Here is an 11,701-nt window from a genome sequence, read left to right on the forward strand (position 1 = left end):
GCTCAGTCCTCCAGACGTGGGAAGCGCCCGGCGATGTCTTCGCCGGTGAAATTCGCGACCCAGCCTTCCGGGTTGTTGAACAGGCGAATCGCCACGAAGTGCGGGTGCTCGCCCATGTCGAACCAGTGCTTGGTACCGGCCGGCACCGAGATCAGGTCGTTCTTCTCGCACAACACCGCGTAGACATAATCGTCGATGTGCAGGGTAAACAGGCCACGACCGGCAACGAAAAAGCGCACTTCGTCTTCGCCATGGCGGTGTTCTTCAAGGAACTTGGCGCGCAGTTCGGCTTTTTGCGGGTGGTCGCTGTTGAGGCTGATCACATCGACGGTGATGTAACCGCGCTCGGTCATCAGTTTGTCGATCTGCTCCTGATAGGCGCTGATCACCTCCTCCTGGCTGGCGCCGGGCTGGATCTTCGCGGCGGCTTGCCAGCGGTCGAAGCGCACGCCCTGCTCGGCGAGCGTCGAGGCGATGTCTTCGAAATGGGTCAGCACCTTGTTCGGAATCTCGGGGCTGGATACGTGATAGACGGACAGGCTGCTCATGGGCAATTCCTCGGTATCGGCCTTGCCGTCCGGCTCTTGCAGACCGGTCGGGCAGTGCATTTGATCAGGCAAATGGGCGGCTTCTGGTGAAGTCAGCCTTGGCGGTTCATGACGCTGCGGGTTTTCAACTCGCATTCAAACAGAAATTCGAAGGCCTCGATCTGCCGCAGGGCATCGCTCATCTGCGCGCCCCAGGTGTAGAGGCCGTGGCCGCGAATCAGGTAACCGACGCAATCGGGATGGGCGTCGAGCCAAGGCTGCACCTTGGCGGCGAGGCGCGCAATGTCCTGATCGTTGTCGAAAATCGGCACACGCACCCGCGACTCGTGGGTCGAGATGCCGCTGAAGGCTTTTTGCAGTTCGTAGTCTTCGAACTCGATAAAGTCTTGCGGCGTCAGGCGCGACAGCACCGTGGCGTTCACCGAGTGGGTGTGCAGCACCGCACCGATTTCCGCGCGCCAGCTATAGAGCTGAGTGTGGAGCAGAGTTTCGGCCGAGGGCTTTTTGCCCGGTTCCAGGCTGTTGCCGGACAAATCCGTGGCGAGCACGTCGTCCAGGCCCAACTGGCCCTTGTGCTTGCCGGACACGGTCAGCAGCGCTTCGCTCGGCGACAGACGCGTCGAGTAATTGCTGCTGGTGGCCGGCGACCAGCCGCGACCATAAAGAAAACGCCCGGCGTCGACGATCTGCTGGGCGAGCTGTTCACGCGTAAGGCTCATGGCCTGTCCTCTTGCATACGTGTGGCAATGATAACGGCAGCAGCGAGCGCCGCGAGACTGGCAATACTAAAGGTCAATGTCGCACCGAGGGCATTCCAGCTGTAACCGGAATACAACGCGCCCAGCGCGCCACCGGTGCCGGCCAGCGCCGCGTACAGCGCCTGACCCTGACCTTGCTGACGCGCACCGAAGCTACGTTGCACGAACGCGATGGCAGCCGCATGAAAGCTGCCGAAGGTCGCCGCGTGCAGCACCTGGGCCAACAACAGTACCCAGAGGAATTCGGCGAACGAACCTAGCAGCAACCAGCGCAGCGCCGCCAGCAGAAAACTCGCCATCAGCACCCGACGCAATGAAAAGCGCACGAGAATCCGGCTCATCGCCATGAACATCAGCACCTCGGCGACCACGCCCACGGCCCAGAGCATGCCGATTGTGCCGCGTGTGTAACCGAGGCGTTCAAGGTGCAAGGTCAGAAACGTGTAATACGGGCCGTGGCTCATCTGCATCAGCGCGACGCAGGCGTAAAACGCCAGCACACCGGGGCTGCGCAGCTGCTTGAGAAAGCCCTCCCCGCTCGGCCGATTACCTTGCGGTGGCTGCGCGTTCGGCACCCACAGGCTGCTGAGGACAATGCCGGCCATGATCAGCACCAGCGCCGCCGGGTAGATGTCGAGGCTCAGCCATTCGAACAAACGGCCCAGCGCGACCACGGTGATGATGAAACCGATCGAGCCCCACAGGCGAATCTGGCTGTAGCGCGCGGTTTGCCCCTGCAAGTGCGCGAGGGTGATGACTTCGAATTGCGGCAACACCGCGTGCCAGAAGAATGCGTGCAGCGCCATGACCATCGCCAGCCAGGCGTAGGTCTTGCTGACGAAAATCAGCGAGAACGTCAGCAGCGTGCACACCGCGCCAAAGCGCACGATGGCCAGGCGTTTGCCGGTGTAGTCGCCGAGCCAGCCCCAGATGTTCGGCGCCACACAGCGCATCAGCATCGGGATCGCCACCAGCTCGCCGATGCGCGCAGGGCTGAAGCCGAGATGATCGAAGTACAGCGCCAGAAACGGCGCTGTCGAGCCGAGCAAGGCGAAATAGAACAGATAGAAACTGGACAGCCGCCAGTACGGGAGCGCCGCCACGGTCAGACCGCGACGGCTTGGCGATCAACCATCAAAGCTGACCCAGCACCGGGGTGCTGACGCGCACGTCGGCGTTCTGCCCACGATGACGCAGCAGGTGATCCATCAGCACGATGGCCATCATCGCTTCGGCAATCGGCGTGGCGCGGATGCCGACGCACGGGTCGTGACGGCCCTTGGTGATCACGTCCACCGGGTTGCCGTGGATGTCGATCGAACGGCCCGGGGTGGTGATGCTCGACGTCGGCTTCAGTGCCAGATGCGCGACGATCGGCTGACCCGACGAGATGCCACCGAGAATGCCGCCAGCATTGTTGCTGAGGAAACCTTCCGGGGTCAGTTCATCGCGATGCTCGGTGCCGCGCTGGGCGACGCAGGCGAAACCGGCACCGATTTCCACGCCTTTCACTGCGTTGATGCTCATCAGCGCATGCGCCAGTTCAGCGTCGAGGCGGTCGAAGATCGGCTCGCCGAGGCCCGGCATCACGCCTTCGGCGACTACGGTGATCTTCGCCCCGACCGAGTCCTGATCGCGGCGCAACTGGTCCATGTAAGCTTCCAGTTCCGGGACCTTGTCCGGATCCGGGCTGAAGAACGCGTTCTCTTCCACTGAATCCCAGGTCTTGAACGGGATTTCGATCGGGCCGAGCTGGCTCATGTAGCCACGGATGACGATGCCTTGGCTGGCCAGATACTTTTTGGCAATCGCACCTGCCGCCACACGCATCGCGGTTTCCCGCGCCGAGCTGCGACCGCCACCACGGTAGTCGCGCTCGCCGTATTTGTGGTGGTAGGTGTAGTCGGCGTGCGCCGGGCGGAACAGATCCTTGATCGCCGAGTAGTCTTTGGACTTCTGGTCGGTGTTGCGGATCAGCAGGCCGATCGAGCAACCGGTGGTGCGCCCTTCGAACACGCCGGAAAGGATTTCGACTTCATCGGCTTCCTGACGCTGGGTGGTGTGGCGGCTGGTGCCTGGCTTGCGCCGATCGAGGTCGCGCTGCAGGTCTTCAAGGGAGATCTCCAGGCCCGGCGGGCAGCCGTCGACAATGGCGACCAACGCCGGACCATGGCTCTCGCCAGCGGTGGTGACAGTGAACAACTTGCCGTAGGTATTGCCGGACATGCAGGACGCTCCGTGAAATCAAACCCGAATTCGTGATGCGCGCCAGTATACGCAGGCTAACCGAGTAGTTCATCCTCGAACCTTAGTGGTGTTGGTGAGTCCAACCGGCACCTTGGCGAATGATGGCGTGATGATGCTGCGAGTTCTGATCTTGAGTCTTACCCTGTTGACCGGTTTTGCCCACGCGACTGTCCTGCAGCGCCCGATCTCTCTGGATACCGGGAGCGGTGAACTTTTCGGCTCGCTGTTGCTGCCAAAATCCGACAACCCAGTGCCGGTTGTCCTGATCCTCGCCGGCTCCGGTCCTACAGATCGTGACGGCAATAACCCCGATGGCGGGCGCAATGACAGCCTCAAGCGGCTGGCCTGGGTGCTGGCCAAACACAACATCGCCAGCGTGCGCTACGACAAGCGCGGGGTGGCTGCGAGCCGGCCGGCCACACCTGACGAGCGCAATCTGTCGGTGGAAGGCTACGTCGACGACGCCGTGGCCTGGAGCCAGAAGCTGAAAAACGACCCGCGCTTCGGCCCGTTGATTCTGCTCGGTCACAGCGAAGGTGCACTGATTGCCACCCTCGCCGCCCCGCGTGCCGACGCCGCTGCGCTGATTTCGCTGTCCGGCAGCGCCCGCCCGGTGGATCAGGTAATCCGCGAACAACTGGCACGCAGCCTGCCGCCACCGTTGATGCTGCGCAGCAACCAGATTCTCGACAGCCTCAAGGCCGGTCACACCGATGCCGACGTGCCGGCGCCGTTGCAACCGATCTTCCGCCCGAGCGTGCAGCCGTATCTGATTTCGCTGTTCCGCCAGGACCCGGCCAAGGCCTTTGCACAACTGAAGATGCCTACGCTGATCGTCCAGGGCAGCAACGACATGCAGGTCGGCGTGGGCGATGCGCAGGCGCTGAAAGCCGCCAAACCCGACGCCGAACTGGTGGTGATCGAAGGTATGAACCACGTCATGCGCATCGTCCCCGCCGATGTGAAGCGGCAATTGGCCTCGTACAAGGACCCCAATTTGCCACTGGCGGCGGAACTGGGCGGCAAACTCATCGAATTTATTGACGGCATTCGCAACCGTTAACCGTAGTTTGCCCTCCAGTCCTGCAAAAAACGGCCGATAAGCCTTTGTCGCCAGCGTATCGGCTGGCGACAAGCAGGGCTTGGACAGGATCTCGCCGTTATGACTGATACCCCGACTTCACCCGACACCACCGCTGAAAAAGACGCACCGCCAGCGGTCGAGCTGCCATGGGCGGACGTCAGCGTCGAGCACCACAAGATGCTCCGCCTGGCCCCGCTGCAGACTGACCGTCACACCGGTGGCCGGCCGTTGCGCTTTGTCGAATTCGGCTATGCCGAGCGCAACAGCAAAGAACACAGCCTGATGCGCATGGCGATCAAACTGCCCGGTCAGCGCGTGCGCAAAGAGCAGAACCACCTCGACGTGTGGGTCGATCACACCAGCAAACGTGTGCACTTCGGCCCCGACAGCGGTTTGCAGATCGAACCGTTGAACCGTGGCATCGGCCGTTTCATGGCCGCGCAAGGCATCAACTGGGCGAAAAAACGCTGGCCCGCCTACACCGTCGACGGCATGGACTTGAACAACAAGGACGCGCTGAACGAAGACACCCGCCTGCGTCGCGATCACTTCTTGCGCGTGCATGGTTTTGACGTGGTTTACGCCGACGCCCAGCATTTGAAGGGCAGCGTCAAAGAGGTGCAGGTCGGTGACCTGCTGGGCGACTGGAACAGCGAGAAGCTGCAGATCGTCGAGATTCTCGAAGCGGCGCAGATGCTGCAACAGGCCGAGCAGAACCTCGCCGAGCAGGAAGTGAAGCTGAAGAAGCAGGAAGACAAAGTCAGCAAGTTCAAGCGTGAAGACGCTGGGTTGCGCTTCACCATTACCTGTCTGGTGGCGTTTGCGGTGTTTCAGGCGGGGTTATTGATCTGGATTGCCACACACCGGTAGAGCCTTGAAACCGAGGCGTACCCATCGCGGGCAAGCCACGCTCCCACAGGATTTGTGTCGTGCACCGGACCTGTGGGAGCGGGCTTGCTCGCGAAGCTTTTAGGGGTCAGACGCGGGAGACGAACAAGGCCTGATGATCGCGGCACTGCTCTGCGGTCAGCATGAACACACCATGCCCGCCGCGCTCGAAATCGAGCCAGGCGAAGTCGACTTCCGGGTACAACGCTTCGACGTGTACCTGGCTGTTGCCCACTTCGACGATCAGCAGACCCTTCTCGGTCAGGTGATCCGCCGCTTCGGCGAGCATCCGGCGTACCAGGTTCAGACCGTCATCACCACAGGCCAGGCCCAGCTCCGGTTCGTGCTGGTATTCGTCCGGCATGTCGGCGAAATCTTCGGCATCAACGTACGGCGGGTTCGACACGATCAGGTCGAAACGCTGCCCCGGCAGGCCATCGAAACCATCGCCCTGCACGGTGTACACACGCTCATCGACGCCATGGCGCTCGATGTTCTGGTTGGCCACTTCCAGCGCTTCGAACGACAGGTCCGCCAGCACCACTTCGGCGTTCTGGAACTCGTAGGCACAGGCGATACCGATGCAGCCCGAGCCGGTGCACAGGTCGAGGATGCGTGCCGGCTCGTCGCCGATCCACGGTGCGAAGCGGTTTTCGATCAGCTCGCCAATCGGCGAACGCGGGATCAGCACGCGCTCATCGACGATGAACGACATGCCGCAGAACCACGCCTCGCCCAGCAGGTACGCGGTCGGAATGCGCTCTTCGATGCGGCGCTTGAGCAGGCGTTGCAGGTTGACCAGTTCGTCGTCTTCCAACGCACAGTCGAGGTAGCTGTCGGCGATCTCCCACGGTAAGTGCAAGGCACCGAGCACCAACTGCCGGGCTTCATCCCAGGCGTTGTCGGTGCCATGGCCGAAAAACAGATCCTCCCCATGGAAGCGGCTGACGGCCCAACGGATGTGGTCGCGCAGGGTACGAAGTCGGGAAGTGATCACGGGGCAGAACTCCAGAAAAAACGACTGGCGATTCTACCAGCCAAAACGCGTCACGACGACGCGGGAAACATTCGCGGCCGACAGTAGGACCTTTCTGTTTTTTGCATCAGCTATTGAACAGAACGTGTAACTTGACAAGGCTGCAGGCCAATAACGACGCTGCCTACGATGGTAGCGGTTCACAGAACCGCTCAGCCAGAGGACAATGCCGCAAAAGCCCCACCCCAAGGAGCCCCGAATGTCCGTTCCAAAAACGATGTTTCAACTCAGCGGCCGCGGTTACGCAGCGGCCACACTGAGCCATGCCACCGTGGTCATCATCGATGCCCAGAAAGAGTACCTCAGTGGCCCGCTGGCCCTGAGCGGCATGGACGCGGCCGTCGCGAACATCAAACAACTGGTCGCCGCGGCCCGTGCAGCCGGTCGGCCGATCGTGCACGTGCGTCATCTCGGCACCGTCGGTGGCCTGTTCGACCCGCAGGGCGAACGCGGCGAATTCATCCCCGGCCTTGAACCACAAGGTGACGAAACCATCATCGGCAAACTGCTGCCGAGCGCGTTCCACGGCACCGAACTGCTGGACCGTTTGCAGAATCTTGGCTCGCTGGACCTGATCGTCTGCGGCTTCATGAGCCACTCCAGCGTCAGCACCACCGTGCGCGCGGCGAAGAACCTGGGCTTCCGTTGCACCCTGGTCGAAGACGCCTGCGCCACCCGTGACCTGCCGTTCAAGGGCCGCGTGCTCAGCGCCGCCGTGGTGCAGGAAGCGGAAATGGCGATCATGGCCGACAACTTCGCCACCCTCGCCCTGACTCAAGATCTGATCTGACCTGATCTGATGAGCGGCTCACCGCGCCGCTCATCCGCAAAAGCCTCGCATTTGCTTCAATTGCCTTAGCCTCAGGAACAACCCGGTCAACTCCCGGTCGAAGGGCCGATACCCATTGAGGAAGGTCGGAATGAAGTTATCCGATGGATTTGACGCACGCCGCTTGCGGCCCAAAGGCCAAAGCAACTGGCGTTTTCGATTCGGCGCAGCGATCGCCGCCATTCTGGCGACGTTCGGTGTGCTGCTGGCGATGGCCGGTGCCGCCAGCCTGCTGGGGCGCCCGCCGGCGCTCGGCGACTTGAATGCCACGCCGACGGGTTCGGCGATCATTCTCGCAGTCGGCTTGTTGTTCCTGTATTTCGGCGTGGCCCTGTGGCGTCGATGCCGGCGGCGCGCCCGGCAATCGCGGGAGCTGAACATGTCCCCGCACCTGATGAAAAAACACGACTGACTCTACGGCCTGGCTTTTTGCCGGGCCGTTTTGTTTCGACTTGGGTAAACTGGCCGCCCTTCGCGGAGGCTGACATGCAAGACGACGATTTTTCCCTGTTCAAAAGTGCGATCCAAGGCGTCAAGCCGATCAAGCACGACCGCGCCGACACCGGCAAACCCAAGGCTGACCGCGCGCAGATCGCCAAGCTGCGCCAGTCCGCCACCGTGCGCACCGACACCACCACCGTGGATGGCCTGTCCGATCAGTTCGTGATCGACGTCGGCCCCGAAGACGAGTTGATGTGGGCCCGCGACGGGGTGCAGGAAAGCCAGATGCGCAAGCTCAAGATCGGCCAGATCCCGTTCGAAGGCAGCCTCGACCTGCACGGCATGAGCGTGGAAAAGGCCCGCGAAACCCTCTGGGCCTTTCTTGCTGAAGCGACCAAATTCGAAATCCGCTGCGTGCGCGTCACCCACGGCAAGGCCGTGCGCCTGGACGGCAAGCGGCCGATGATCAAAAGCCACGTCAACACCTGGCTGCGCCAGCATCCGCAAGTGCTCGGTTTCACCTCGTGCCAGGCGAAACACGGCGGTGCCGGCGCGGTGTACGTGATGCTCAAACGCACCATGATGGAAGGCCGCGACGAATAATCGCGTTACACCGAACTTGCAGGGTTGTGTCCGCCACCGTACCCTTGCCCTTTGCGAAAATCCCCACAGGTAGTTTCATGTCCCTGGAACAGAATTACACCGCGATTCTCGGCCAACTGGGCGAGGACGTGTCCCGCGAGGGCCTGCTCGACACGCCAAAGCGTGCCGCCAAAGCCATGCAGTACCTCTGCCGCGGTTATGAACAGACGCTCGAAGAGGTCACCAACGGTGCCCTGTTCAGCTCCGACAACAGCGAAATGGTGCTGGTCAAGGACATCGAGCTGTACTCGTTGTGCGAACACCACCTGCTGCCGTTCATCGGCAAGGCGCACGTTGCGTACATCCCGAGCGGCAAGGTGCTGGGCCTGTCGAAGGTCGCGCGGATCGTCGACATGTACGCCCGCCGCCTGCAGATCCAGGAAAACCTCAGCCGCCAGATCGCCGATGCGGTGATGCAAGTCACCGGTGCGCTGGGCGTTGCCGTGGTGATCGAGGCCAAACACATGTGCATGATGATGCGCGGTGTCGAGAAACAGAATTCGTCGATGATCACTTCGGTGATGCTCGGTGAGTTCCGCGAAAACGCGGCGACTCGCAGCGAGTTCCTCAGCCTGATCAAGTAATCGGCTGCAGAAAAAAACCGGCGTTGATCGCCGGTTTTTTTTCGTCCGTGAAAAATCGGGTAAGCTGCGCGCCCTTCTCTCTTTGCACCGTGAGGCTTTCAACGTGTTCGTAAAAGCGCTTCGTGTCGGCCTTGGCCAACTGATCATCTTCATTGACTTCATCACCCGCCCGGGCAAGAAACAGCGCCCGGCCGAGGTACAGGCGCAAGTCAACGCCGCCGCCAAAGGCCTGACCCTGTATCAGTTCCACGCCTGCCCGTTCTGCGTGAAAACCCGTCGTACGCTGCGTCGCCTGAATGTGCCGGTCGCACTGAAGGACGCGAAGAACAATGAACAGGATCGCCAGACGCTGCTTGACCAGGGCGGCAAGATCAAAGTGCCGTGCCTGCGCATTGAAGAGAATGGGCAGACGACCTGGATGTATGAGTCCAAGGTGATCATTGATTATCTGGATAAGCGGTTTGCTGCGGTCTGATATTGATTGAGTGCTTTCACTGACGCCTTCGCGAGCAAGCCCGCTCCCACAGGTTTTTGTGAACGCCACAGCCCACTGTGGGAGCGGGCTTGCTCGCGAAGAGGCCCTCCCAGCCAAAGCAAATCCCCAAAAGTAAACCGGCCCTCGAGCCGGTTTATTTGTTTTTCACGCCGCTTTATTTATCTGCGCCTGCCTCACCACCGCCGCCAGTCGCTTCAACCCTTCGTCCAGTCGCGCCGGGTCGATGTGGCTGAAATTCAAACGCAAATGCCCGAGGTTTTTTTCCGGTTCGGGAAAGAATGGCTCGCCCGGCATGAACGCCACGTCATTGGCCAGCGCTTCGTTGAGCAAGGTTCGCGTATCCAGCGGTTGCTTCAGCGTCAGCCAGAAAAACAACCCACCCTGCGGCATGTTCCAGTTCGCCAGATCGGCAAAGTGCGTTTCCAGCGCTGACTGGAAAGCATCCCGCCGCTGCCGGTAAAAGCCGCGCAACTCGCTCAGGTGCTGCTGATATTTTTCACTGCCGATCCATTGCAGCGCCTGCCACTGGCCGATGCGGTTGGTGTGCAGATCCGCCGACTGTTTTAGCTTGAGCAAATGCGGAAACAGGTCCGGGCTGGCGATCAGGTAGCCGACGCGCAGGCCCGGCAGCAGGGTTTTCGACACGGTGCCGGTGTAGATCCAGCTGGCTTTCTGCAAACTCCCGGCAATCGGTTTGGCGCTGCCGCCATCGAACGTCAGTTCGCGGTACGGCTCGTCTTCGATCAGGGTCACGCCGAATTCATCCAGCAATGCGGCGACGGCCGCGCGCTTGGCTTCGCTGTAGCGCACGGCGGATGGATTCTGGAACGTCGGGATCAGGTAGATGAACGCCGGGCGATGTTGCTCAAGTCGACTGCGCAGTTGGGCCAGATTCGGGCCATCGGCCTCTTGCGGCACGGTCAGGCAATCGGCGCCGAACAGCTGGAAGATCTGCAACGCGGCCAAGTAGGTTGGCGCCTCCAGCAGGATTTCGGTGCCTTTGTCGATGTACAACTTGGCTGCCAGATCCAGAGTCTGTTGGGAACCGCTGACCACCAGCACCTGACTCGCCGTGCACTCCAGACCCAACGCTCGCGCCTGCGCCGCCAAGGCTTCACGCAGCGCGGGCTCGCCTTCGCTCATGCCGTATTGGCCGAGGGACAGCGGCATGTCCGCCCATTCGACTTTCGGCAACATGGCTTCCGCCGGCAGGCCACCGGCAAACGACATGACCTCCGGGCGCTGGGCGGCGGCGAGGATTTCACGGATCAGAGAACTTTTAAGGCGCGAAACACGTTCGGAAAAAGCCATGGGAGTCACCGGTAGCGAGGCCTGGGAAAAATGAGTCAAACTGGTTGACTGAAACTACGACAGCTTGAGCGAGTACGTCAACATGCTTGACCTTAAAAACCCCGCCAGCCAGCAACAGGCGATGGAAGCGTTTTTCTTCGGCTATCAGGCGTTCACCGCCAAGGCTGATGAAATGCTCGAGCGCCGCGGCCTGTCCCGGGTGCATCAGCGGATTGTGTTCTTCATCGCGCGTTATCCGAATTTGAGCGTGAAGGAATTGCTGGGCTTGCTCGGCGTCAGCAAACAGGCGCTGAACATGCCGTTGCGCCAGTTGCAGGAAATGCATCTGGTGGAGAGCGTGGCGTCGGAGGCAGACAAGCGTAAGCGTCTGCTGGAGCTGACTGCTGAAGGTGAGAAGTTTGAGCAGGCGTTGCGGCGTGAGCAGGTTAAGTTGCTCGAGCGGGTGTTTGCCGAGGCTGGGGAGGCGGCGGTGAATGGGTGGTTGGCGGTGAATTTGGCGCTTGGGAACACTCAGTCACTTCTCGATTGACTGGACTGGCCTCTTCGGGAGCAAGCCCCCTCCCACAGTGGATCTCCAGTGAACCCTAATCATGGGTAACCAGCAGAACCCTGTGGGAGGGGGCTTGCTCCCGAAGGGGCCAGAACAAACGATATATCCCTATCGCCTGACCTTTCGTAAACAAAACCAAAAACAATATTTGCTTTATTTGTACACAAAAGCATAATCCACTGCGTGCGAGTTCCTGACCGCATGGTCAACAAATTCGCGTATGCCTCAAAGGGCTGCTGCCACCCCTCATGGGTCCGGCCCTGGAAATAACAATAAAACTCTTGAGG

14 protein-coding genes are annotated in these 11,701 nt (G+C 61.0%); 8 read left to right on the forward strand and 6 right to left on the reverse strand.

The window, feature by feature from the left end; all coding sequences use genetic code 11:
• Positions 1–2: 2 nt before the first annotated feature.
• The 4 genes from V3W27_RS25255 to aroC all read right to left on the reverse strand — a co-directional run bounded on the left by V3W27_RS25255 (position 3) and on the right by aroC (position 3,532).
• Positions 3–548: a 1,2-dihydroxy-3-keto-5-methylthiopentene dioxygenase gene (locus V3W27_RS25255; protein ID WP_027613329.1), complete on the reverse strand. Its 546-nt coding sequence runs from the start codon at positions 546–548 to the stop codon at positions 3–5.
• Positions 549–640: 92 nt separating this feature from the next.
• The gene (locus V3W27_RS25260; protein ID WP_041068872.1) at positions 641–1,267 is read right to left on the reverse strand and encodes a methylthioribulose 1-phosphate dehydratase; all 627 of its coding nucleotides are present in this window, start codon (positions 1,265–1,267) and stop codon (positions 641–643) included.
• Positions 1,264–2,409 carry an MFS transporter gene (locus tag V3W27_RS25265; protein ID WP_086794744.1) on the reverse strand — a complete coding sequence of 382 codons (1,146 nt, stop codon included), beginning with the start codon at positions 2,407–2,409 and terminating at the stop codon, positions 1,264–1,266. Before V3W27_RS25265 ends, V3W27_RS25260 begins: the two co-directional genes overlap by 4 nt.
• A 31-nt stretch (positions 2,410–2,440) precedes the next feature.
• Positions 2,441–3,532, reverse strand: coding sequence for a chorismate synthase (gene aroC, locus V3W27_RS25270; protein ID WP_166495550.1), 1,092 nt, complete (start codon positions 3,530–3,532; stop codon positions 2,441–2,443).
• 130 nt (positions 3,533–3,662) lie between these two features.
• On the opposite strand from aroC, the gene V3W27_RS25275 reads away from it, so the two are divergent.
• Positions 3,663–4,616, forward strand: a complete 954-nt coding sequence (locus V3W27_RS25275; protein ID WP_330207808.1) for an alpha/beta hydrolase — start codon at positions 3,663–3,665, stop codon at positions 4,614–4,616.
• Between the two features lie 99 nt (positions 4,617–4,715).
• A complete protein-coding gene (locus V3W27_RS25280) occupies positions 4,716–5,507 on the forward strand; it encodes a hypothetical protein (protein ID WP_150369873.1) in 792 nt (263 codons plus the stop codon).
• A gap of 106 nt (positions 5,508–5,613) precedes the next feature.
• On the opposite strand, the gene prmB is transcribed toward V3W27_RS25280, so the two are convergent.
• Complete coding sequence (gene prmB, locus V3W27_RS25285; protein ID WP_027613335.1) at positions 5,614–6,522, reverse strand: 50S ribosomal protein L3 N(5)-glutamine methyltransferase; 909 nt, start codon at positions 6,520–6,522, stop codon at positions 5,614–5,616.
• Positions 6,523–6,760: 238 nt separating this feature from the next.
• Here prmB and V3W27_RS25290 point away from each other — a divergent pair, with 238 nt between their 5' ends.
• From V3W27_RS25290 to V3W27_RS25310, 5 genes are all read left to right on the forward strand, one after another.
• Positions 6,761–7,351, forward strand: coding sequence for a cysteine hydrolase family protein (locus tag V3W27_RS25290; RefSeq protein WP_003223193.1), 591 nt, complete (start codon positions 6,761–6,763; stop codon positions 7,349–7,351).
• 130 nt (positions 7,352–7,481) lie between these two features.
• Positions 7,482–7,802: a hypothetical protein gene (locus V3W27_RS25295; RefSeq protein ID WP_003223191.1), complete on the forward strand. Its 321-nt coding sequence runs from the start codon at positions 7,482–7,484 to the stop codon at positions 7,800–7,802.
• A 74-nt stretch (positions 7,803–7,876) separates the two neighbouring features.
• Positions 7,877–8,434 (forward strand): Smr/MutS family protein, encoded by a 558-nt coding sequence (locus V3W27_RS25300; RefSeq protein WP_330207809.1) that lies wholly within the window; start codon positions 7,877–7,879, stop codon positions 8,432–8,434.
• A gap of 77 nt (positions 8,435–8,511) precedes the next feature.
• Positions 8,512–9,057 carry a GTP cyclohydrolase I FolE gene (folE, locus tag V3W27_RS25305; RefSeq protein ID WP_003442011.1) on the forward strand — a complete coding sequence of 182 codons (546 nt, stop codon included), beginning with the start codon at positions 8,512–8,514 and terminating at the stop codon, positions 9,055–9,057.
• A 103-nt stretch (positions 9,058–9,160) separates the two neighbouring features.
• On the forward strand, positions 9,161–9,532 hold the full coding sequence (locus V3W27_RS25310; protein WP_007960660.1) for a glutathione S-transferase N-terminal domain-containing protein: 372 nt from the start codon (positions 9,161–9,163) through the stop codon (positions 9,530–9,532).
• A 165-nt stretch (positions 9,533–9,697) separates the two neighbouring features.
• On the opposite strand, the gene V3W27_RS25315 is transcribed toward V3W27_RS25310, so the two are convergent.
• Positions 9,698–10,864, reverse strand: a complete 1,167-nt coding sequence (locus V3W27_RS25315; RefSeq protein WP_330207810.1) for an aminotransferase-like domain-containing protein — start codon at positions 10,862–10,864, stop codon at positions 9,698–9,700.
• An 82-nt stretch (positions 10,865–10,946) separates the two neighbouring features.
• Here V3W27_RS25315 and V3W27_RS25320 point away from each other — a divergent pair, with 82 nt between their 5' ends.
• Positions 10,947–11,393, forward strand: coding sequence for a MarR family winged helix-turn-helix transcriptional regulator (locus V3W27_RS25320; RefSeq protein WP_330207811.1), 447 nt, complete (start codon positions 10,947–10,949; stop codon positions 11,391–11,393).
• The last annotated feature ends 308 nt before the right edge of the window (positions 11,394–11,701 follow it).

Source organism: Pseudomonas sp. AM14(2022), assembly GCF_036346455.1.
In the GTDB taxonomy this organism is placed as follows: domain Bacteria; phylum Pseudomonadota; class Gammaproteobacteria; order Pseudomonadales; family Pseudomonadaceae; genus Aquipseudomonas; species Aquipseudomonas putida_A.

What these genes read in the sequence shown, in the direction of transcription:
- V3W27_RS25255 (WP_027613329.1), bottom strand. Translation starts at nt 548, where the DNA reads ATGAGCAGCCTGTCCGTCTATCACGTATCCAGCCCCGAGATTCCGAAC.
- V3W27_RS25260 (WP_041068872.1), bottom strand. Translation starts at nt 1,267, where the DNA reads ATGAGCCTTACGCGTGAACAGCTCGCCCAGCAGATCGTCGACGCCGGG.
- aroC (WP_166495550.1), bottom strand. Translation starts at nt 3,532, where the DNA reads ATGTCCGGCAATACCTACGGCAAGTTGTTCACTGTCACCACCGCTGGC.
- V3W27_RS25275 (WP_330207808.1), top strand. Translation starts at nt 3,663, where the DNA reads ATGATGCTGCGAGTTCTGATCTTGAGTCTTACCCTGTTGACCGGTTTT.
- V3W27_RS25280 (WP_150369873.1), top strand. Translation starts at nt 4,716, where the DNA reads ATGACTGATACCCCGACTTCACCCGACACCACCGCTGAAAAAGACGCA.
- V3W27_RS25290 (WP_003223193.1), top strand. Translation starts at nt 6,761, where the DNA reads ATGTCCGTTCCAAAAACGATGTTTCAACTCAGCGGCCGCGGTTACGCA.
- V3W27_RS25295 (WP_003223191.1), top strand. Translation starts at nt 7,482, where the DNA reads ATGAAGTTATCCGATGGATTTGACGCACGCCGCTTGCGGCCCAAAGGC.
- V3W27_RS25300 (WP_330207809.1), top strand. Translation starts at nt 7,877, where the DNA reads ATGCAAGACGACGATTTTTCCCTGTTCAAAAGTGCGATCCAAGGCGTC.
- folE (WP_003442011.1), top strand. Translation starts at nt 8,512, where the DNA reads ATGTCCCTGGAACAGAATTACACCGCGATTCTCGGCCAACTGGGCGAG.
- V3W27_RS25315 (WP_330207810.1), bottom strand. Translation starts at nt 10,864, where the DNA reads ATGGCTTTTTCCGAACGTGTTTCGCGCCTTAAAAGTTCTCTGATCCGT.
- V3W27_RS25320 (WP_330207811.1), top strand. Translation starts at nt 10,947, where the DNA reads ATGCTTGACCTTAAAAACCCCGCCAGCCAGCAACAGGCGATGGAAGCG.